The 19,997-nt window shown below is 60.9% G+C and carries 17 protein-coding genes and 2 tRNA genes; 11 read left to right on the top strand and 8 right to left on the bottom strand.

Annotation, left to right across the window (positions count from 1 at the left end; translation table 11 throughout):
* Window positions 1–144: 144 nt before the first annotated feature.
* The 3 genes from efp to C8C98_RS01270 all read right to left on the bottom strand — a co-directional run bounded on the left by efp (window position 145) and on the right by C8C98_RS01270 (window position 3,056).
* On the bottom strand, window positions 145–699 hold the full coding sequence (gene efp, locus C8C98_RS01285) for an elongation factor P (protein ID WP_121452819.1): 555 nt from the start codon (window positions 697–699) through the stop codon (window positions 145–147).
* A 136-nt stretch (window positions 700–835) separates the two neighbouring features.
* The gene (gene earP / locus C8C98_RS01280) at window positions 836–2,002 is read right to left on the bottom strand and encodes an elongation factor P maturation arginine rhamnosyltransferase EarP (protein ID WP_121452818.1); all 1,167 of its coding nucleotides are present in this window, start codon (window positions 2,000–2,002) and stop codon (window positions 836–838) included.
* A gap of 169 nt (window positions 2,003–2,171) precedes the next feature.
* Window positions 2,172–3,056: a LysR family transcriptional regulator gene (locus C8C98_RS01270; protein ID WP_121452817.1), complete on the bottom strand. Its 885-nt coding sequence runs from the start codon at window positions 3,054–3,056 to the stop codon at window positions 2,172–2,174.
* 158 nt (window positions 3,057–3,214) lie between these two features.
* Between C8C98_RS01270 and C8C98_RS01265 the strand changes: the two genes are divergently transcribed.
* From C8C98_RS01265 to pgsA, 6 genes are all read left to right on the top strand, one after another.
* Window positions 3,215–4,450 (top strand): CaiB/BaiF CoA-transferase family protein, encoded by a 1,236-nt coding sequence (locus C8C98_RS01265; protein WP_121452816.1) that lies wholly within the window; start codon window positions 3,215–3,217, stop codon window positions 4,448–4,450.
* Complete coding sequence (locus tag C8C98_RS01260) at window positions 4,447–5,427, top strand: hydroxymethylglutaryl-CoA lyase (protein ID WP_121452815.1); 981 nt, start codon at window positions 4,447–4,449, stop codon at window positions 5,425–5,427. The genes C8C98_RS01265 and C8C98_RS01260 overlap by 4 nt, the downstream gene beginning before the upstream one ends.
* Window positions 5,428–5,470: 43 nt before the next feature.
* Window positions 5,471–6,451 carry a tripartite tricarboxylate transporter substrate binding protein gene (locus tag C8C98_RS01255; protein WP_121452814.1) on the top strand — a complete coding sequence of 327 codons (981 nt, stop codon included), beginning with the start codon at window positions 5,471–5,473 and terminating at the stop codon, window positions 6,449–6,451.
* Between the two features lie 78 nt (window positions 6,452–6,529).
* The gene (locus C8C98_RS01250) at window positions 6,530–7,510 is read left to right on the top strand and encodes a tripartite tricarboxylate transporter substrate binding protein (RefSeq protein ID WP_121452813.1); all 981 of its coding nucleotides are present in this window, start codon (window positions 6,530–6,532) and stop codon (window positions 7,508–7,510) included.
* Window positions 7,511–7,625: 115 nt separating this feature from the next.
* Entirely contained in the window at window positions 7,626–9,650 is a 2,025-nt protein-coding gene (gene uvrC, locus C8C98_RS01245; protein ID WP_121452812.1) for an excinuclease ABC subunit UvrC, read from the top strand.
* Window positions 9,651–9,700: 50 nt separating this feature from the next.
* Window positions 9,701–10,267 (top strand): CDP-diacylglycerol--glycerol-3-phosphate 3-phosphatidyltransferase, encoded by a 567-nt coding sequence (pgsA, locus tag C8C98_RS01240; RefSeq protein WP_099656142.1) that lies wholly within the window; start codon window positions 9,701–9,703, stop codon window positions 10,265–10,267.
* A 136-nt stretch (window positions 10,268–10,403) separates the two neighbouring features.
* Here the strand turns inward: pgsA and C8C98_RS21730 are convergent, their stop codons facing one another.
* The gene (locus C8C98_RS21730; protein ID WP_158600125.1) at window positions 10,404–10,577 is read right to left on the bottom strand and encodes a hypothetical protein; all 174 of its coding nucleotides are present in this window, start codon (window positions 10,575–10,577) and stop codon (window positions 10,404–10,406) included.
* A gap of 25 nt (window positions 10,578–10,602) precedes the next feature.
* Between C8C98_RS21730 and C8C98_RS01235 the strand changes: the two genes are divergently transcribed.
* The 5 genes from C8C98_RS01235 (at window position 10,603) to C8C98_RS01215 (ending at window position 14,744) form a co-directional block, all read left to right on the top strand.
* Window positions 10,603–10,875: an HU family DNA-binding protein gene (locus C8C98_RS01235; protein WP_099658722.1), complete on the top strand. Its 273-nt coding sequence runs from the start codon at window positions 10,603–10,605 to the stop codon at window positions 10,873–10,875.
* 15 nt (window positions 10,876–10,890) lie between these two features.
* Window positions 10,891–10,966: transfer RNA gene (locus C8C98_RS01230), tRNA-Val, on the top strand.
* A 58-nt stretch (window positions 10,967–11,024) separates the two neighbouring features.
* Complete coding sequence (locus C8C98_RS01225) at window positions 11,025–12,938, top strand: SurA N-terminal domain-containing protein (RefSeq protein WP_121452811.1); 1,914 nt, start codon at window positions 11,025–11,027, stop codon at window positions 12,936–12,938.
* Window positions 12,939–12,998: 60 nt separating this feature from the next.
* A tRNA-His gene (locus C8C98_RS01220) sits at window positions 12,999–13,074 on the top strand.
* A 545-nt stretch (window positions 13,075–13,619) separates the two neighbouring features.
* Window positions 13,620–14,744: a site-specific integrase gene (locus C8C98_RS01215; RefSeq protein WP_121452810.1), complete on the top strand. Its 1,125-nt coding sequence runs from the start codon at window positions 13,620–13,622 to the stop codon at window positions 14,742–14,744.
* Between the two features lie 61 nt (window positions 14,745–14,805).
* Here the strand turns inward: C8C98_RS01215 and C8C98_RS01210 are convergent, their stop codons facing one another.
* From C8C98_RS01210 to C8C98_RS01195, 4 genes are all read right to left on the bottom strand, one after another.
* Window positions 14,806–16,215, bottom strand: coding sequence for an ArdC family protein (locus C8C98_RS01210; RefSeq protein ID WP_121452809.1), 1,410 nt, complete (start codon window positions 16,213–16,215; stop codon window positions 14,806–14,808).
* A gap of 508 nt (window positions 16,216–16,723) precedes the next feature.
* Window positions 16,724–16,978, bottom strand: coding sequence for a hypothetical protein (locus C8C98_RS01205; protein ID WP_147436321.1), 255 nt, complete (start codon window positions 16,976–16,978; stop codon window positions 16,724–16,726).
* Window positions 16,979–16,989: 11 nt separating this feature from the next.
* Window positions 16,990–17,631, bottom strand: a complete 642-nt coding sequence (locus C8C98_RS01200) for a hypothetical protein (protein ID WP_121452807.1) — start codon at window positions 17,629–17,631, stop codon at window positions 16,990–16,992.
* Window positions 17,632–17,712: 81 nt separating this feature from the next.
* Window positions 17,713–19,821: a MobA/MobL family protein gene (locus C8C98_RS01195; RefSeq protein ID WP_147436320.1), complete on the bottom strand. Its 2,109-nt coding sequence runs from the start codon at window positions 19,819–19,821 to the stop codon at window positions 17,713–17,715.
* Window positions 19,822–19,997: the final 176 nt, after the last annotated feature.

Raw genomic sequence — 19,997 nt, 5'->3', positions numbered from 1 at the left:
GTCCCCCGGATTTGGGTGGGCTGTGCGCGCGCCAAAAGGACCAGCGGATAAAAAAAGGAGCCACGCGGGCTCCTTTTTTGTGCATTTTTGCCACGCACACCCTGCGGTGAGCAGGGCGGTGGCCGGGTGCCCCCGGCGCAAAGGCTAGACGCGCTTGCGGTACTCGCCGGTGCGGGTGTCGATTTCGATCTTGTCGCCTTGCGACACGAACAGGGGCACGGGCACTTCAAAGCCGGTAGCGATCTTGGCGGGCTTCATGACCTTGCCGGAGGTGTCGCCCTTGACGGCTGGCTCTGTCCAGGTGATTTCGCGCTCCACGCTGGTGGGCAGTTCAACCGAGATGGCCTTGCCGTCATAGAACACGACTTCGAGGGACATGCCGTCTTCCAGGTAGTTCAGTGCGTCGCCCATGTTTTCGGCTTCGACTTCGTACTGGTTGAACTCGGTGTCCATGCAAACGTACATCGGATCGGCGAAGTAGGAGTAGGTGCACTCCTTCTTGTCCAGAATCACGTTGTCGATCTTGTCGTCGGCCTTGAACACGTTTTCGGTGCCGAAGTTGCCGATCAGGCTCTTGAGCTTCATGCGCACGGTGGCTGCACCGCGGCCGCCACGGGCGTATTCAGTCTTCAGGACGACCATGGGGTCCTTGCCGTGCATGATGACGTTGCCAGCGCGGATTTCTTGAGCGATTTTCATAGCGAGTTGCTTGGGTTGGGGCCGCTCAATGCGGGCGGGCTGCCTTGTGGGGCGGTGCCTGCCGGCGCATGTTCCGCGGCGGAAGTGCGCGGTTGCGGGGCATCCAGTGCCCCCGATTTGCGCAAAGCCTCGGATTTTACCGTTTTTCCGCGATAAAGCCCAAAAGCTGCGCCACAAGGTTGTCTTGCGTCAGCAGCCGTGCTCTGGCGGCTTGCACGCAAGCGGTCCATTCGCGCAGGGTGGTGTCGCCTGGCCATTGCAGGGGCTGGGCGTCCAAACCGTTCCAGGTGCAGTGAAACTGGCGCATAGAGGCTGGTGCCTGCAGCCAGTCCAAAAACGCCAGCAGCTTGGCGTGGTGGGCATCGTCGTCCTGTGGGTAGATGTGCCACACCAGCGCCTTGCCTGCCCACAGCGCGCGCACCAAGGAGTCTTCACCGCGCACAGCGTTGAAGTCGCAGGCCCACAGCATCTCGTCAAACGCTGCCTGCGGGCAGTGTGATCGGTATGAAATGTATAGCTGCTCGCGCTTTCCTGTAGGGGGCTGGAGGTCGATTTCACCTTCAGGGACAAGCGCCTGCCGCACCGCGTGCGTGGGGCGGCCAGGTGCCACCAGCAGGTGCGTGGGCGTGGCAGCCGTTTGGCACAGTTGCAGCCATTGGGGCAGGGCGCTGGGTTCGTAGCAGAACAGCGACATCCAGCGCGCAGCAGGTTCGCTGTCCGCAGTTTGCATTGGCAGTTGGGGGTGTGCGTTGGCGGCGCGCCAGGCCAGGGCATCAAAGCTTTGGCAACGCAGCTGCAAATCGGGCTCGCGCAGCAGCCCACCGGTGGCGGGCGTAAAGCCGGGGTAGAAAAACCACCGTGTCCACCCCTGTGCAGGTCCGTGCGAGATGAGCGAGGGCAGGCGGTGGTTGCGCTCCACATAGCGCTCGGCAGACAGGTATTCGAGGTTGATCCAAACAGGTTTTTGGCCTCTGGCGCCTGCCTGATAAGCGCAAGCAGCTATGAATTCAGGAGTGATTTCGCAACCAAAGGCTTCCACCATCACATCGGTGGGGGCTTCGTTGGCGCTGGGGGGCGGGGCGTTCCAGTGGCGCAGTTCCACGCCGGGGCAGCCGCCGGGGGCCATCCAGGCCAGGGCCGATGCATCGTCCACCCACAGGCGCACGCGCTGACCTTGCCCGGCCAGTTGCGAGGCCAGGCGCCAGCACACGCCAATGTCGCCAAAGTTGTCGATCACGCGGCAGAACACATCCCATTGCAATGTGGGCTGGGCGGTCAAAGTGGGGAGGTTGGTTCGGCTCATATCAGTGGTTCATGTTGCGAGCACCACCCATGGCCCACGAAACTGGCGCTGCCCGCGCCAGGGCCGCCGCGCAAGGGCCGCCCCGCCGCGCTGGCGGCGTCCCCCTGCCCGCAGCGCACGGCGCTGCGAGAGCGGGGGGAAGGCCCGCAGGGCCTCAGGGGGGGGCGTTTCATGGCATGCGCAAGTGGTCTGCCAGCAGGCGGGCCACGCTGGAGAGCGATTCTTCCGAGCGCACGCACAGCTTGAGATGGCGGTGCGCCCAGGGCTCGTTCAGGGTGATGGCGCGGATGCCCAGCGTGCCTTTGTACAGCGCCGCGCTGCCCCGGGGCATCACGCCCACGCCCAAGCCCGCGTTCACCATCAGGCACAGCGCGTCGTAGCTGGTGACCTGGATGCGCAGCTTCAGCGGCAACCCAGCCTGCGCGGCGGCCTGGTTGAGCTGGTTGTTGATGGCGCTGCCGGGGTGGGCGCCCACAAAGTCGTAGGCCAGCGCTTCGCACAGCCGCACCGCCTTGCGCCGCGCCAGGGGGTGGTCTGCCGGTATCACCAGCACCAGTTCATCGGCTCGGTAGGGCAGCAGCGTGACGCGGTCGCCGTAGTCGCCATCGTTCAAGATGCCGATGTCGGCCGCGTTCTCCGCCACCGAGGTGGCGATGGCGGTGCTGATCTGCTCTTGCAGGCGCACATCGACCTGCGGGTGCAGGGCCAAGAAGCTTTGCAGTTGTGCTGGCAAGAACTGCGTGATGGCCGAAATGTTGGCCACCACCCGCACATGCCCACGCACGCCGCTGCCGTACTCGCGCATCTGGCTGGCAATGCTGTCCAGGTCGTTCAGCACCCCGCGCGCCAGGTGCAGCAGCGCAAACGCCGCAGCGGTGGGCGTGGCGCCCCGGTTGCTGCGGGTGAAGAGTTCTACCCGCAAGGCCTCTTCGAGATCGGCCAGGCGGCGACTGACGGCTGAGGCCGCCATGTGCTCGCGCTCTGCGGCGGCGGCGATGGTGCTTTCTTCCATCACCGCAACGAAGAGGCGCAGGGAGACTGGGTCTAGTTTCATGGTCGTCAGATCGTACCCTTGTCATGCCCGTTTGCGATGGCAGCTTCGCGCATCAGCGTTTTGCAGATGGCGTGGGCTTTGCGCATGATGCGCGCCATCCCCTCCATGTTGCATGGAGAGCGCATTGATTGTCTGATGGACCCCAGGAGAACCCCCGCATGGCTTTGCCGCCCGCCCACCCGCCCACTTCGTTCATCCCGCCCAGCCCGGCTGCGTTGCAGGGCGTGCGCGTCATTGAAATGGGCCAGCTGATTGCCGGGCCTTTCTGCGGCAAGACGCTGGGCGAGTTTGGCGCCGATGTGATCAAGATCGAGGCACCAGAAACGGGCGACCCGCTGCGCAACTGGCGCCTGATCAAGGAAGGCACCTCCGTCTGGTGGCAGGTGCAGTCGCGCAACAAGCGCTCGGTGGCGCTGGACCTGCGCCAGAAAGAGGGTCAGGATATTGCCCGCCAGCTGATTGCTGAAGCCGATGTGCTGGTCGAAAACTTCCGCCCCGGCACGCTGGAAGGCTGGGGCATGTCGCCCGAAGAGCTGCATGCGCTCAACCCGGGCTTGGTCATGCTGCGAATATCGGGCTACGGCCAGACGGGGCCGTACCGCGACCTACCAGGCTTTGGCGCCATCGGCGAAGCCATGGGCGGCCTGCGCCACCTGACGGGCGAGCCCGGGCGCGTGCCGGTGCGCGTCGGTGTCTCGATTGGGGACACGCTGGCGGCGCTGCACGGCACCATCGGCGTGCTCACGGCGCTGTACCACCGCAAGGTCAACGGCGGCCAGGGCCAGGTGATTGATGTGGCGCTGCACGAAGCGGTGTTCAACGTGATGGAAAGCCTGATCCCTGAATACAGCGCTTTCGGTGCGGTGCGCGAAGCCGCGGGCAGCGCGCTGCCGGGCATTGCGCCGAGCAACGCCTACCCCTGCGCGGACGGCTGGGTGCTGGTGGCGGGCAATGGCGACAGCATTTTCAAGCGGTTGATGGAGGCCATTGGCCGGGCAGACCTGGGCGCCGCGCCCGACCTGGCTAACAACACCGGCCGCGTGGCGCGGGTGGAAGAAATCGACGCCGCCATTGGCGCCTGGAGTGCCCTGCGCACGGTGCAGCAAGTGCTGGATGTGTTGGGCGCCGCCCGCGTGCCTGCGGGCAAGGTCTACACCGCCAAAGACATTGCCGAAGACCCGCACTACCGCGCACGCGACATGCTCTTGACCCAGCAGACGCGCGACGGCTACAGCGTGGAAGTGCCGGGCATCGTGCCCAAGCTCTCGGGCACGCCCGGAACCATCCGCAGCAGTGCTCCGCACCTGGGCGACGACACCGATGCGGTGCTGGCCGAGGCAGGCCTCACGGCCGAACAGATCGCGCTGCTGCGCAGCAAGGGGGTGATTCAATGAGTGCATCCAACACGGTGTGGCAGGGCGCAGGCCGCCGCATCCACATGCAGGAAGTCGGCTTGCGCGACGGCCTGCAGATGGAAAAGACGTTTGTGCCCACGGCCGACAAGATCGCGCTGTGCAATGCACTGTCGGCAGCGGGCCTGTCCAAGATCGAAGTGACTTCGTTCACTTCACCCACCGCCATCCCTGCGCTCAAAGACGCCGAGATCGTGATGCGCGAGATCACGCGTCGCCCAGGCACGGTCTACACCGCGCTGGTGCCCAACCTGCGCGGTGCCGAGCGCGCCATTGAGTCGAGCACGGATGAACTCAACCTTGTGATGTCGGTGAGCGCCACCCACAACCTGGCCAACCTGCGCATGACGCAGGAGCAGTCGTTCGCGGCGCTGGCCCAGGTGGTGGCCCTGGCTCAGGGGGTGAAAGTGGCCGTCAACGTGTCGCTGTCGTGCGTGTTCGGCTGCCCCATGGAGGGCGATGTGCCCGAGGCCGATGTGTTCGGCTGGGTGCAGCGTTTTGTGGATTTAGGCGTGTGCGGCATCACGCTGTGCGACACCACAGGCATGGCCTACCCCACGCAGGTGCACCAGCTCACAGCGGCAGCGCGCGTGCGCTGGCCGGGCATCGTGTTCACCCTGCACTTTCACAACACACGCGGCATGGGGTTGGCCAATGTGCTGGCGGCCATTGATGCAGGTGCGGACCGGTTTGACGCTTCGCTGGGTGGCCTGGGCGGCTGTCCGTATGCACCGGGCGCCAGCGGCAATGTGTGCAGTGAAGAGATCGTGCATGCGCTGGAGCTGATGGGCTATGACACGGACGTGGACCTGGCTCAATTGGTGGCAGCGGCGCAGCAGCTGCCTGCGCTGATCGGCCACGACATCCCGAGCCAGATTGCCAAGGCAGGCCCGCGCTTGGCGCTGCACCCGGTGCCGACGGATTTCGAGGCCATTCGCGAAAGAGCGCTTTCCCGCTGAACGCGGGTGGGCCTGCATTCCCATAACGACAGGAGACAAAGCCATGACCTTCCCCACCCCGCTGTCCCGCCGCACCTTCGCGGCGGCCGTGCTGTGCTGCACCGCCCTGGCTGCTGGCGCGCAAGACAAGTACCCGTCCAAACCCATCACCGTGGTCGTGCCCCAGGCTGCGGGCGGTGCCAACGATGCCATTGCGCGCGTGCTGGCGCAAAAGCTCGGCGAGCAACTGGGCCAGAGCGTGATTGTGGAAAACCGCCCTGGTGCAGGCGGCACGTTAGCCACGGGCACGACGGCCCGTGCGCGCAACGATGGCTACACCTTGCTGCTGACAGCCGATAGCGCCCATGTGATTGGCCCTGCGCTGTACAAGAACCCCGGGTTCGATCCGGTCAAAGATTTCGCGCCGGTGGCGCCCGTGGCCACGGCGGGCTATGTGCTGGTGGCGCACCCGTCTTTTCCCGCCAACAACGTGGCCGAGCTTGTGAACTTGGCCAAGGCCAGCCCTGGCAAATATTCGATCGCCTCGGCAGGCAACGGCACGCTGAACCATCTGATTGGCGAGATGCTGCAAAAGGCCTCAGGCATCCAGCTGCAGCACATCCCCTACAAGGGTTCGGCGGCAGCAGCCACCGACGTGGTGGGCGGGCAGGTGCCGCTGTCAGTGCAAAGCCTGCCGTCGGTCATTGCGTTTATCAAAGCGGGCAAGCTCAAGGTGCTGGGCGTGGTCAACGAAAAGCGCGTGGCCGCGCTGCCCGACGCGCCCACCATTGGCGAGACGATCAAAGGCTTTGGCCAGGCGCCCTGGTACGCACTGTTTGCCCCGGCCGGCACACCTGCGCCCATCGTGGCGCAGTTGCAGGCCGAAGTGGCCCGCGCGCTGGAGCACAAGGACGTGGTGGACAAGCTGGCCACCGTGGGTTGCGAGCCCTTCAAGGGCACTGCAGCGCAGCTGGGATCGCTGGTGCAGTCCGAGCTGCCCAAGTGGAGCCGCGTGGTCAAGGACACGGGCGCCACGGTCGATTGACCGCGCATTTTTCTTGGCACCCAACGGTTCCTCGCTTTTCAGATTTTTGACAACAACGACAACGGAGACATCGCTTTCATGAAAACCACCCGCAAGCAGTTCACCACCCTGGCCCTTGCCGCAATGGCCACGGGCTTTATCGGCCACGCCGCAGCGCAGGGCGCCTACCCGTCCAAAAACGTCACCTTGGTAGTGCCTACCGCTGCAGGTGGTACCACCGACCTGTCGGCCCGCATGCTGGCCCAAGCCCTGGCGCCGGTGCTGGGCCAGTCGGTCATCGTGGACAACAAGGGCGGGGGCAACGGCAACATTGCGGCTAGCGCCGTCAAGCGGGCCGAGGCCGATGGCTACACGCTGCTGATGCAGTACTCGGGCTACCACGTCATCTCGCCCCACATCACCAAACAAAAGCAGTGGGAGCAGGGCGACTTCCAGCCCGTGGCCAATGTCATCTCCGCCCCGCAGATCATCGTGGTGCGGGCCGACCTGCCCGTGAAGACGTTGCCCGAGCTGATCGCCTATGCCAAGGCCAACCCGGGCAAACTCAACTACGCCTCGTCAGGCAATGGCTCGCTGCAGCATGTGACCGGCGCCATGCTGGAGCAGCAGGGCGGCATCAAGATGGTGCACGTGCCCTACAAAGGCACGGGCCCTGCGCTGCAGGACCTGCTGGGCGGCCAGGTGGACCTGACCTTTGGTACCGCTCCGCCCTTCATGCCCCACATTGCCAGCGGCAAGCTGCGCGTGCTGGCCGTGACGGGCAAGCAGCGCTTGCCCAGCCTGCCTGATGTGCCCACCACCGCCGAGGCGGGCTACCCCAAGGTCGATGCCACCTCATGGTTTGCCGTGTTTGCCCCGGCTGCCGTGCCCAAGGCCGTGGTGGACAAGCTCACGGCCGACATCCGCACCGTGGTGCAGAACCCAGCCTTCCAGCAAAAGGCGCTGGAGCAGGGCGCCACGGCCGACTACCAGACCCCGGCGCAACTGGGTGACAAGGTGAAGGCCGATCTGGCCAACTGGGCCATGGTGGTGAAGACCTCGAAGATTGAGGCGGAGTGATTCGAGGGAGTGCGTGTTTTTATAAAAATGGCCGCTAGCGCTTGATGGATAAGCGCTGGCAGCTATTTATTTGATAGTAATTGTGCAGGCTGCGCGCGGGGCCACAATACGCGCCATGTCCCATTCCGAAGAACTCCTCGCCCAGGTGGCTGCGCTGCCTGCGCTGCCGGGCGTGTACCGCTATTTTGACGAGCAGGATGCGCTGCTGTACGTGGGCAAGGCGCTCAACCTCAAGCGCCGGGTGTCCAGCTATTTCCAGAAGAACCATGGTGGCACCCGCATCGGCCATATGGTCAGCAAGATCGTGCGCATGGAGACCACGGTGGTGCGCTCCGAGGCCGAGGCGCTGCTGCTGGAAAACAATCTGATCAAGACGCTGAACCCCAAGTTCAACATCTTGTTTCGCGACGACAAGAGCTACCCCTATCTCAAGATCACCGGCACGCCGGGCGCCCACACGCCGGGCGCCCACACGCGGGGCGATGCGCCGGGGCAGGTGTTTCCGCGCATGGCTTACTACCGGGGCGCGATCGATAAAAAACACCGCTACTTTGGTCCGTACCCCAGCGCCTGGGCTGTGAAGGAAACCATCCAGCTGCTGCAAAAGGTGTTCCGGCTGCGCACCTGCGAAGACACGGTGTTTGCCAACCGAACGCGGCCCTGCCTGCTGTTCCAGATCAAGCGCTGCACCGGGCCCTGTGTGGACATGATCTCGCCCGAGGCCTATGCCGCAGACGTGCAACATGCCGAGGCGCTGCTGCGCGGTGAAACGCAGGAGCTGCTGCAGGCGCTTGAGGCGCGGATGATGGCCTACTCGGACAAGCTCGAATTCGAGCAGGCTGCCGAGGTGCGTAACCAGATCCAGGCGCTGTCTCGGGTGCTGCACCAGCAGTCCATCGAGACGGTGGATGACAAGGATGTGGACATCCTCGCGGTGCGCGTGCAAGGTGGCCGCGCCTGCGTGAACCTGGCCATGGTGCGCGGTGGCCGCCACCTTGGCGACAGGCCTTATTTCCCGGTGCATGTGGAAGACGCTGCCGCGGTGTATGCGGAAGAGGGGGGCGTGGAGGGCGTGGAGGGTGTCGAGGACGCGGCTACCGCCCCTGCAAAGCCCGCCCGCCCCGTGGAGGCGCTGGTGCTTGAAGCCTTCATAGCCCAGCACTACATCGGCGTGCCGGTGCCCCCGTTGCTGGTAACCAGCGTGCCGGTGGACAAGGGCTTGCTGGATGCGCTGACCGAACAAAGTGGCCTGCGCGTGAACGCCATCCACCAGCCCCGCGAGCAGCGCCGCGCCTGGCTGGACATGGCGCAAAAGAACGCCGACCTGCAACTCGCCCGCTTGCTGGCCGAGGAGGGCTCGCAACAGGCCCGCACCCGCGCGCTGGCCGAGGCGCTCGATCTGCCGCCCGAAGACCTGGACCAACTCACCATCGAGTGTTTCGACATCTCGCACACGGCGGGCGAGTCCACCCAGGCGTCGTGCGTGGTGTTCCACCACCACAAGATGCAGAGCAGCGAATACCGCCGCTACAAGATCGAGGGCATCACCGGCGGCGACGACTACGCCGCCATGCGCCAGGTGCTCACGCGTCGCTATAGCAAGGTGGTGGAGGCGCAGCGCGCGGAGGGCGGCATTGACTATGCGAAGTCTCCTGAGGCGCAAGCCGCAGCCCGCCCCAAGGGCCAGGCGTGTCTGCCCGACCTGGTGCTCATCGACGGTGGCAAGGGCCAGGTGGGCGTGGCGCGCGAGGTGTTCACCGCGCTGGGGCTGGATCTGACCCGCATCGTGGGGGTCGAGAAGGGCGAGGGCCGCAAGGTGGGCCTGGAAGAGCTGGTGTTTGCTGATGGGCGAGAGAAGGTCTATCTGGGCAAGGACTCGGCCGCGCTGATGCTGGTGGCGCAGATCCGCGACGAAGCCCACCGCTTTGCCATCACCGGCATGCGTGCTGCGCGGGCCAAGGTGCGTGTGGGTGGAGGGCAGCTCGAAGAAATTGCGGGTGTGGGCCCCAAGAAGCGGGCTCGGTTGCTGCAGCGGTTTGGCGGGGTGCGCGGCGTGGCCGCGGCCAGCGTGGAGGATCTGGCCACGGTGGACGGCATTTCGCGTGAGTTGGCCGAAGAGATTTACCGCGCGTTGCGGTGAAGTTGCAAGGGCATGGTGCCAGGGCTTTGGGCGCGTGACACAATCGCCGCATGTTTTGGACTATACCGACCCTGATGACTTGGACGCGCATTGTCGCGATACCTTTGATCGTCGGAGTGTTCTACGCGCCGGTGGATCCGGCCACTCGCAACCTCATCGCCACGGTGATGTTTGTGGTGTTTGCGGCCACCGATTGGCTGGATGGTTTTCTGGCCCGCAAGCTCAACCAGACGTCGTCGTTTGGTGCCTTCCTCGATCCGGTGGCAGACAAATTCCTCGTTTGCGCATCGCTGCTGGTGCTGGTGCACTTGCAGCGTGCCGATGTGTTTGTGGCCCTCATCATCATTGGCCGAGAGATTGCGATCTCGGCTCTGCGCGAGTGGATGGCGCAGATCGGTGCCAGCAAGAGCGTGGCGGTGCACATGATCGGCAAGGTCAAAACCACGGTGCAGATGGTTGCGATTCCCTTTCTTTTGTACGACGGCCGTTTGCTGGGTGTTGTGGACACGGGGGTCTGGGGCACTTGGCTGATCTGGGCCTCCGCTGTGCTCACGGTGTGGTCCATGGTCTATTACCTGCAAAAAGCCCTTCCGGAGATTCGTGCGAGGGTTCGGTAGAGTTCCCTGGGTGTACGCGGTGCTTGCAAGCGCTGCGGGCATGTAAGCCCGTGTCAATCAGTGAAGGTGCGCATGCAGCGCGATTGAGACAAAAACACGCAGCAAGCCCGGCCAGGCTGAGAAATGCGACTAGAATTCAGGCAAACATCGCCGCCAAACGGCATGTTGTATTGACACCCGGAAAGTCGATGGTTTTAATCTGACGCAGCAGCCATTGCTGTGTATGCCAGTCATTCTCCCGTCCATTGATCCAAGCCTTTTGTTGAGGTGCTTTGACGTGTGAAGACCAGATACCCAAGACAAATTCCATCAACGTTTTTCCCGAGAGGCTTCTTGTGAACAAAACCGAATTGATCGAGCACATCGCTAACAACGCCGATATCTCCAAGGCAGCTGCTGCACGCGCACTGGAGTCGACGATTGAAGCTGTCAAGAAGACCCTGAAGAAGGGCGGCACCGTGTCTTTGGTGGGTTTTGGTACATTCGCTGTCGGCAAGCGCGCTGCACGTACAGGTCGCAATCCCCGTACTGGCGATGCGATTAAAATCAAAGCTGCTAAAGTTCCAAAGTTCCGTCCAGGTAAGGCATTGAAAGATGCTGTGAACTGAAAATTGTTTTAGGCTGGGTCCTTAGCTCAGTTGGTAGAGCGGCTCCTTTACACGGAGTAGGTCGGCGGTTCGAGACCGTCAGGACCCACCACCATCAAACAAAGGCGAACGAAAGTTCGCCTTTTCTTTTTGTCACTGAAAGATCGACCATGTTTGAAGCTATCCGCAAGCATTCCAAGATCGTGATGTTCTTGTTGTTCTTGCTGGTCATTCCTTCGTTTGTTCTTGTGGGTATCGACAGCAACTACTTCTCTGAAAAGAGCCCAGTGGTCGCGCGTGTTGATGGGCACAAAATCACCCAAGCTGATTGGGACAATGCCCACAGGACGGAGACGGATCGCATCCGCGCGCAGTCTCCCAATGTGGACCCCAAGCAGCTAGATACGCCCCAGGCCCGGTATGCAACGCTGGAGCGCTTGGTGCGTGATCGTGTGTTTGCTGCTGCTGCGCAAAGCGCTCATCTCGTAACGGGTGATGCCCGCCTTGCACGTGCTCTGCAAGATATTCCTGCTATTGCAGGGTTGAAGCGACCAGATGGCTCGCTGGACACCGAGGCCTATCGTGCGTTGGTGGGCGCCCAGGGGCTAACGCCTGAAGGGTTTGAGTCGAATGTTCGCCGAGAGTTGTCTGTGAGCCAGGTGATGGGTGGTGTGATGGGCTCGGCCTTCGCCACGGATTCGGCCACGCGTCTGGCTTTTGACTCTTTGTATCAACGCCGTGAGATTCAGGTGGCCCGCTTCAATGCGACGGACTACGCCAAGCAGGTCAATCCCAGCGACGCAGATGTAGAGGCTTTCTACCAAGCCAATAGTGCACGCTTTCAGCAGCAAGAGCAGGCTGCAGTCGAATACGTGGTGCTGGATTTGGACAGCGTGCGTGGCGGCATTCGCGTCAACGAGGATGATCTGCGCACTTACTACAAAGAGAATCTGACCCGCCTGGCTGCCAAAGAAGAGCGCCGTGCCAGCCATATCCTGATCAACGCAACCAAAGATGCTCCTGCTGCGGAGCGCGAGAAGGCCAAGGCCCGCGCCGAAGAGTTGCTGGCGCAAGTTCGCAAGGCCCCTGGCTCGTTTGCTGAAGTGGCCAAGAAGTCCTCGCAAGACACAGGTTCTGCAATCGTTGGCGGTGATCTGAATTTCTTTGGCCGCGGCGCCATGGTCAAGCCTTTTGAGGACGCCGCTTTCTCCATGAAGAAGGGCGATATCAGTGATGTGGTGGAGTCGGATTTCGGCTATCACATCATTTTGCTGACGGACATCAAAACCCCTCGCCAGCCGTCTTTTGAGGAGCTGCGTCCTTCGCTGGAAGCTGAACTCAAGCAGCAACAAGCCCAGCGCAAATTTGCCGAGGTGGCAGAGTTGTTCACGAACAGCGTGTATGAGCAGCCGGACAGCCTCAAGCCTGTGGCGGACAGTTTGAAACTCAAGATTCAAACTGTAGATGGAGTAACCCGGGTTCCCGCCGCTGGTGTGACCGGTCCCCTGGCCAATGCCAAGTTTTTGGAAGCCTTGTTTTCCAGTGATTCCATCGAAGGCAAGCGCAATACCAGCGCAGTCGAAGTGGGTCCTAGTCAACTGGTGGCTGGGCGCGTTTCTACCTACGCGCCTGCCCGTACGCTTCCTTTGACTGAGGTCCGCGACCGTGCCCGCAGCCTGCATGTGCAAGAAAAATCGCTGGAGCTTGCCCGCAAGGATGCAGAGGGCAAGAAGGCTGCATGGACTGCCAATGCAGCCGCTGCGACGGGTCTTTCCGCTGCCGTGACGGTTTCTCGTGATCAGACCCAAGGCCAGCCTCGCCAAGTGTTGGACGCAGCCTTGCGCGCCTCTGCGGATGGATTGCCTGCTTGGGTGGTTGCAGACCTTGGTACCCAAGGCGCTGCCTTGGTGAAGGTGTCGCGCATACTGCCCCGTGAGGCTGTAGACCCTCAGCAAACGGCGCAACAACGCCAGCAACTGCAGCAGTGGTGGACCACCGCCGAAGGTTTCGCTTACTATGAAATGCTCAAGGAGCGCTTCAAGGTGCAGATCAAGCCCACTCGTCCACAACCGTCCGCTATTTGAAATAGAAAGTTCTGGAAGTTGATTGGAGTGCTCAAATTTCCGTTATAATTTGAGTCTACGGTGGCTGTAGCTCAGTTGGTAGAGTCCAGGATTGTGATTCCTGTTGTCGTGGGTTCGAGCCCCATCAGCCACCCCAAATAAAAACCCGCAGTGTGAAAGCACTGCGGGTTTTCTTGTTTTTGGTTCGGCGTTATCTGTCAGTTTGTATGCTGGTTCAGTGGGGCAGAACCTTGGCGCCTGCTACTGTGCAAACAAGTCACCCACGGCGGTTCAATTTGCTTGGTGGTGTCGAGGTGCTGTCGTTGCGGGTTTTGACCTGCGGCACTTGATTAACAAAACACCAGAGCAAGCAGTGCGGCATCTTCCGTCAAATTGAAGACGATAAATGCTGCCAGCCGATAGAGCGTTGCCAGGGGGATTTCAATCCATTCTTGCGGGCTCATCTTTGATTTGGAGGAGTGCAATCGCCATGGGCAACATCGTCCTTGGATGTTTCGAATGACCTGACTGGATTGGCCTGCCCGGAGGGACTCGAACCCCCGACCTATTGCTTAGAAGGTAGCTGATATTTGTTGGGTTTTCGCCTTTTAAATCAACAAGTTACGACGATTTTCTGATACGATAAAACCCTAATATCTCACAAAAATCTCTCCGACGTGTGGAGAATCTTGAAAGATTACGATGGGTTCTATCAAGAAACGGTCGCTGAAAGACGGCAGCTCCGTCTATGACTGCCGCATCAATCGGGGGGTGGCTGGGACCCTGAGCAAGACCTTCAAGAGGAAGGATGAAGCCGAAAGCTGGGCCCGCGCTATCGAGGGAAAAATTGATCGCGGCGAGAACATCAGCCGCAAAGCGCAGACGACTATGTTTACGGTCGCCTGTGCTGAATACATCAAGCACTACAAGCCCTTGAAAACCAAAGAAAGGGTGCTGACGCCGGGCGAAATCATGGCAGTCCAAAGCTTGAACCAAGATTTCAAGAAATTTGCCATTAGCGAAATCACGAACCAACTGATACAGGCATGGATTGACAGGTTCTTGGAGACAGAGGTGGCCACGCAGCCTCGCAAGAAAGTTCACCCGTACTACAACGGTGGGCTCGACAAGAACGGCAAGAGGAAGACGTACAGCGAGAGTACCGTGCGTCGGCACTTCTTTGTGCTTAAAAAGATCCTCGTTTGGTATTCAGTGCGCGAGGACTTCGTCCTTCCAAGCAATCTCTTCTTGCAGCTCCAAATCCCGCGTGCATGGGCAGGCAAGCGCAAGCGCCGATTAGAAGCGGGAGAACTGGAACGCCTGCATGAGGCCGCAGTTAGGGGATACGATCACAAAGTAGAGTGGCCGTTGCTGATCGACTTTGCGTTGAACACAGCGGCGCGAATGCAGGAAATCCTCAAAACCAAGTGGAGCGATCTCAACTTGGAAGGGCGAAGCTGGACCATCCCGCCAGAGAACGTCAAGACGTCCACTTTCCGCACGGTACCGCTGTCGAAAAAGTCGCTGGCCATTCTCGAAAAAATGGCGACTCTTCGGGTCAAGGGTGAAGACCGCGTCTTCCACATGTGGCGCGATAGTGCGACGACCAGCAAGGGATTCAGGCGGCTAGCGGTACGCGCGGGCATCGAAGATTTCCGCTTTCATGATCTGCGGCATGAAGGTGTCAGCCGCTTGTTTGAGACCACTGACCTGACTGATAGCGAAATCATGAGCATCACCGGACACACCTCGTCCGAAATGCTCAAAGCCTACTCTGCACTTCGCCCCAACGCGCTCGCGCGCAGGCTTGACGGCGAAAAACGGTAGTCGGTGCGGCTCGTTAGCCATCCTGTGCCTATGGCGGGGTTGTCGACTGCTGCTGCCGGATCTACGGCATTGGGAAAGAGCCGAGGCCATTCCAGTCGGTAGCATTGAGCGGCATCCCCCTGTTGATCTGGTTCTCAGATTCCGGCGCATTGCGCGCATAACGCACGCCCGTGTTAATGCCGATCTCATGTCCTATGGCGAGGCCTTCGCATACTGCCTTGGCTGCTGCTTCCAGCTGAATGGGATGACGTTGCATTACCCAGTCAGCGGCTTTTTCCGCTTCTGCGAATGCGGTCATGAGTGCCTTGGGGTCGTCAAGGATCGCTTGGCGCCACGAACTCAAATACGCTGCGGTTCTGGCCATCGTCTCCGTAGATGTGGCGGCACAAGCCAACCCAGCTTCCGAAAGCAGGAAGCAGCTAGCCGTCTCCGCGACCAGCTCTTCTCTCTGGTATGAGGGTGATCCATGTACCCCACTCATGGGGCGCGCAAGGCGATGCTTGGCACCAGTGGCGTGGGATACTTCGTGCAGCAAAACCGAAAGGTATTTGTCGCTCGCCGCCTCGATTACATGGCCGCTGGCGTCCACTGTGTCCTTAAACTGCGCGCGCGCGGGCATCGTGATGGAGTCCGTAGTGATGGAGTAATACGCGCGATTGCCTGCCGTGTGTCTGACGGGCACCCCCATTTTTTCGATCAGCTCTTCCACTTGCGAGCGCACTGCCCACACCGGCTCTGGCTCTGTCGCGGGTAGCGGTGGCATGTTTGCAATGGCACTGGCCGGAAAGACGGTGTAAGACCGCAAGTAGGAGCGCCCACGCACAATGTCGAAGATGGGTTTGCCATCTCCGTCCATCTGGGGACGGCCCGCAGCATCCAGAGCGGGCGTCTTCTTCTCGACAAAGCCGAACTTGTAGATGGGCAAGCCGCGCGCTCCTGCTTTGACATGCGGTAAGTCCTCTGGCTTCACTCCTTCATTGGCCATGCTCGCTGCCATGGCCTGTACCTGGCGGTACGTCATGAATCGCGCATCGGTCCAGCCGTTAGCGAGCATCTCGCACATCAAACTGAATCGGTTGAACCCCGAAAACGGCATGCCGCTATGTGCACTGTATGGTCGTGAATGGCCGCGTGGCGCCACCCACGGCTTTTGCCATATGGAGTTGCCAGCATCCATAAGTGCCACGATGCGTTCCGCAGCATCGCGGTATATCTGGTTGGTGATCTGCTCCATCGTCTTTTTCTTGGAAGCTGAGGGCGCACCAGCCTCCGATTCCGCAAGGGTGGCACCTGTGTCGGGCGTCGATTCGTCAGCTGGTACGGCGGGGGATCTGGCAGGCTTTGGTTTGGGCCTACGCGGTCTTGGTTTCTTCCTTGATGCCACGGGGGCGGTGGTCTTCCTTGGCTTCTTGGGTTTTTCTTCTGCGACAGCGCTGAATGCCAGTGCGTCGATATCGGCGTCGTTGTCCATGTGGTTCTCCTGGGGTGGGTTGACCGTCCCAAGCTAGCGAACGCCGACATGAAGATCCACCAATTCGCATGTGCTGCGGGCGACGAACGGTATGCGTGTGGCTTAGCCAAAAAGGCGTTGACGCATCACTGCACACACAGCAGGCCTGGGAGCTGATGCAGGGCCTCCGGTAGCGTGCGTTTTGATGCCTGCGATCTGGAAGAACGCCACAGCGGCCCAGCACAAAAACAGGGCCAAGTGGTGAACGCGGACTGTCGCGGTGGATGTGGGGCGGTCGCATAAGTGCATGGTGTCGGTCCTTCGCCCATGACAGGACCGAACCATGAACTGACCGCACAATGTTCAACGCGCTGCCTCCCGCACCATGCCTACAACTCACAGCAATCAGCATGACGCGAGCATGCGAATGGCGTGATGGATGCGAAGTTGAGAGGCACGAAGAGACCCATGTGCTTTCGGCCGCTTGCACCGTTCTGAGGACGGCGAAGCCGCGTAAGGCAATGATTTTTTACAGCTCAAACGTACCGATGGCTGTGTCATCCCTTTGCTTTGCAAGAGTGGCTTTTTCAGCTGCCTGGCGTAACTTTTCGGCTTCTTTGGATTGCATCGCAGCACAGCGGGACTGCGCTCCTGATTGCGATTGCTGAGCCATCGCCGCCCAATGCGCGGATGTCCAATCAAACGCAGAAACCTTGTGGGGCTGCACCTCGGCGAACAAGGGCTGTAACAATCGCTTGACCCATGCCCACAAAAACTGCTCCATAGCGTGCGTCATCAAATCACCGCCGCCATTGGCAAGTTCACGTTGAGCGCGGCCAGATGAGGAACGCCCACATTGATGTTGAGCACGTTGAGTAGCGGTGCTTCGGCTTGCGTTAAGCCACCAGACATCGTGTTGCCGGGCGTTGTCGGCGGCGGCCCCTCGGTGATCGACAGAGTCAGGGCGGGGTTTTTCCCGGCCATTGCGATGCGAATGGGTGCGTCGTCGCCCTTGATGACTACGTTGCTGACAGTGAAGGTGTCGTCGCCGAACACAATACCGCTGGCAAGCCGCAGTCCCAAGGGCTTGTGCAGCAAAGTCATGGGCTGCGTCTCTGCTAACACCGCTTGGCCCGGACCATAGAAGAACGCGACAAACACACGCCTTTGTTTGGTGCTCGCTGATGGCGGTGCAACGAGATAGCCAATGGACCTGATTGGGGCCGGGGTGGGTGGCACCACGTAATGCAGTGCGCGCTGTGGGTCGCCCCAGTCAGCGTACCCGGCCAGCGCATTGAACGGCGCGTAAGAGAAGCTGATCTGCTTGCCCAAGGTCATGACCTCCGGGAAGCTGCCATTGGGGGAGGGGCTGTTCGCCAGCCGCTCCCAAAACTTGCTGTCTGGAATGCATTGCACCCGGAAGGCCTTATCTGACATATTGAACTCCTTGAAAGAGCGCGAACGTTCAGCGTGCGCGCGCTTTCAAGCTAGCAGTAGGTGCTCCGGCCAGACAAGCATTTATGCCGTTGCTCCCGGCGTTGCGCCGTTGTCGCGCGCAGCGGGATGAACGCGCCATGGATTTGGCAGGTCTTCGGTTGTCAGATGCGCAGGATAGATGCAGCCAATAGCCTCGCTTTGTGAGGGTTCGGGCGTAGCCGCTTTGGGGGCGCGCAGGTCCCGCGTCATCGACATCGACGGGTTGGGGTCATGGGCAGCAAGGGAATATTGCTGGGGACGTGGCAGTCCGAACCAAGTTGGTAAGTGCTTGCCGAATGCCGCCAGCTCACGGCCTTGTAACGCCTCTTGCTGCTCTTGCCACCATGCTGTCTGCCATCCACTGTGATGCTGAGCATGGCGCTGGATGTCCCGTTGGAACTCGCTCCACGGGTAGTCCTTTCCAACGGCCTTCATGGCGTCATGCCTTGCCGGATAGTCGGCCAGCTGCCAGTCGCTGAGTGCCATCCGCAGATTGCATTCGGCCTGCACTTCCCTCTGGGCTTGTGCAGGCAGTGCACGCGATGCCACGGCATGGCCCGCATCCACCACGCAAGCACCCAGCACCGATGCAACAAGTTGCTCAAAATGACTGCGGCGATCAGGTGGCACAGCATTCAGTGCGTCGGCAAGTTTGTGCTGCCGACGTTTGGCAGCGAAGACAATTTCGCCAGTGATCAGCGCATCCAACAATTGGGCTTGGTTGGCTGGCCAGGTATCACCCGCCAGCAGTCGGTTCATGCGCTTGGCCAGGATGTCTGGGGATATCTTTTTTTCGATACTGCGCGCGACCTGCTGACAGGTTCCCACCAGCGCGGCCATATCGGTAATGAGATAGGCCAGTGGTGTTAACGCATCTGCGTAACTCAAAAAATCGGGCCCCGACGAAGCGCCGCTCGCGGGCGTGGCATGCTTGTCCGAGTCATTCGGCGAAGAGGCAGTCGCACCGGCCACCATGCTATCTATGAGATGCAGCACCTCGGGCTGTGATGATTGTGCCCACGCTCTGGCGGCTGTCGCAATATTCGCCATGCGGGAGCGCGGCACCAGCTTGCCAAACTCCGCGATCTGCTCAGGCGACCGGCTGGCTACCCAGATCAATTCTTTGACCAACAGCGCGTCGAGCACATCGCCGCCGGATTTTTTATCCAAGCGCTTGTATTGGGCAGCGAGTGTGAGCCAGTTCCACTGCCGTCCCAATCCTGCGCGAACCCGTCCCATTGCCAAGAATATTTCGTCGGCACCCGGCAGCTCCGTATGCAGGTCGTTATATGCCGCCAGCTCTTCGACCGATGTTGACGGTGGGACCGGTGGAGCGGCGGCTTGGCGTGATTCTCCAAACTGATCGTGCAATGCCGTCATCAGCTTTCCCGCCTGCACACCGGCCACCAGGCCCTTGTGCGCTTCCGCACGCCGACGCTTGCTGCGTTGTTGGTAGACGGTTTTGATGCGACGGTTGTTGCGCAGGCGGTCTTCGCGTTTGGCTTGGTAGGGTGAGTCGTGGTTGCCTGAATGCTCGGGCCCAACATGCTTCGTGGGCTCTCTGTCTATCCCTAGATCGGCATACGACTTGTGCGTTACGCGCTGAGGCAGCCCAGCTTTTTCTAACGCGGTGTTGATGTGCTCGGCTAAGCACTCGCGCGTTTTGTAGAGCAAGGCGCGCTGCCGCCAGCGGTTGTTTTTGGCCCCGAATTGGTCCCCCTCGATGTTGCGCGTGGTGGCCATGGCGTGGAAGTGCCTGTTGCCAGGTTTGTCGTGCAAGGCCCAAGTTACGACCATGCCCTCGCCCACCAAATCGTTGACGAACGCGGAAGCGATAGCGATGCAGGCATCAAGGTCCAGCTGGTTTGGGACGGCACCCTCCCACTCAGCAAACAAGACGGCATCCTTGCGGGTTTCTCTCCGTTCAATGTTCCCCCAGAGCGCTAACGGATCGCGCATCCAAGCGGGTGCGTTGGGTGGTGCTACCGTCTCCGAATGAACCACTTCCGTTTTCTTGGTTGAGTTGTAGACCCGGTTGTTCAACGGGTCGAAGACCCTGGCCCCTGCGCGATAAGCGTATGCACGCAGTGCTCGCAGTTTTTTGTTCTTCTTACGGGTGTGCCATTTGGCCGTGAGGTGGAAAATCGCCATGGGTATCAACCTGCGCTGCTCGCGCACCCACTTGGCCGACCCCGGCCAATGCGGGCAAATTGACACATGCAGTCCGCCCTCGGACGGCACGCGGGAGCCGTGGGGACGCAGGACAGCACGGGGCGAAGCCCACAACAGAAGTTGACCCGACAGGGGCAACTTCTAAGTGCGCTTGG

The sequence above is a fragment of the Acidovorax sp. 106 genome, assembly GCF_003663825.1.
Lineage (GTDB): Bacteria > Pseudomonadota > Gammaproteobacteria > Burkholderiales > Burkholderiaceae_C > Acidovorax.
The sequence above is the reverse complement of the archived record's forward strand: the minus strand, read 5'-3'. Positions and strand labels throughout refer to the sequence as shown.

What these genes read in the sequence shown, in the direction of transcription:
- efp (WP_121452819.1), bottom strand. Translation starts at nt 699, where the DNA reads ATGAAAATCGCTCAAGAAATCCGCGCTGGCAACGTCATCATGCACGGC.
- earP (WP_121452818.1), bottom strand. Translation starts at nt 2,002, where the DNA reads ATGAGCCGAACCAACCTCCCCACTTTGACCGCCCAGCCCACATTGCAA.
- C8C98_RS01270 (WP_121452817.1), bottom strand. Translation starts at nt 3,056, where the DNA reads ATGAAACTAGACCCAGTCTCCCTGCGCCTCTTCGTTGCGGTGATGGAA.
- C8C98_RS01265 (WP_121452816.1), top strand. Translation starts at nt 3,215, where the DNA reads ATGGCTTTGCCGCCCGCCCACCCGCCCACTTCGTTCATCCCGCCCAGC.
- C8C98_RS01260 (WP_121452815.1), top strand. Translation starts at nt 4,447, where the DNA reads ATGAGTGCATCCAACACGGTGTGGCAGGGCGCAGGCCGCCGCATCCAC.
- C8C98_RS01255 (WP_121452814.1), top strand. Translation starts at nt 5,471, where the DNA reads ATGACCTTCCCCACCCCGCTGTCCCGCCGCACCTTCGCGGCGGCCGTG.
- C8C98_RS01250 (WP_121452813.1), top strand. Translation starts at nt 6,530, where the DNA reads ATGAAAACCACCCGCAAGCAGTTCACCACCCTGGCCCTTGCCGCAATG.
- uvrC (WP_121452812.1), top strand. Translation starts at nt 7,626, where the DNA reads ATGTCCCATTCCGAAGAACTCCTCGCCCAGGTGGCTGCGCTGCCTGCG.
- pgsA (WP_099656142.1), top strand. Translation starts at nt 9,701, where the DNA reads ATGTTTTGGACTATACCGACCCTGATGACTTGGACGCGCATTGTCGCG.
- C8C98_RS21730 (WP_158600125.1), bottom strand. Translation starts at nt 10,577, where the DNA reads ATGGAATTTGTCTTGGGTATCTGGTCTTCACACGTCAAAGCACCTCAA.
- C8C98_RS01225 (WP_121452811.1), top strand. Translation starts at nt 11,025, where the DNA reads ATGTTTGAAGCTATCCGCAAGCATTCCAAGATCGTGATGTTCTTGTTG.
- C8C98_RS01215 (WP_121452810.1), top strand. Translation starts at nt 13,620, where the DNA reads ATGGGTTCTATCAAGAAACGGTCGCTGAAAGACGGCAGCTCCGTCTAT.
- C8C98_RS01210 (WP_121452809.1), bottom strand. Translation starts at nt 16,215, where the DNA reads ATGGACAACGACGCCGATATCGACGCACTGGCATTCAGCGCTGTCGCA.
- C8C98_RS01205 (WP_147436321.1), bottom strand. Translation starts at nt 16,978, where the DNA reads ATGGAGCAGTTTTTGTGGGCATGGGTCAAGCGATTGTTACAGCCCTTG.
- C8C98_RS01200 (WP_121452807.1), bottom strand. Translation starts at nt 17,631, where the DNA reads ATGTCAGATAAGGCCTTCCGGGTGCAATGCATTCCAGACAGCAAGTTT.
- C8C98_RS01195 (WP_147436320.1), bottom strand. Translation starts at nt 19,821, where the DNA reads ATGGCGATTTTCCACCTCACGGCCAAATGGCACACCCGTAAGAAGAAC.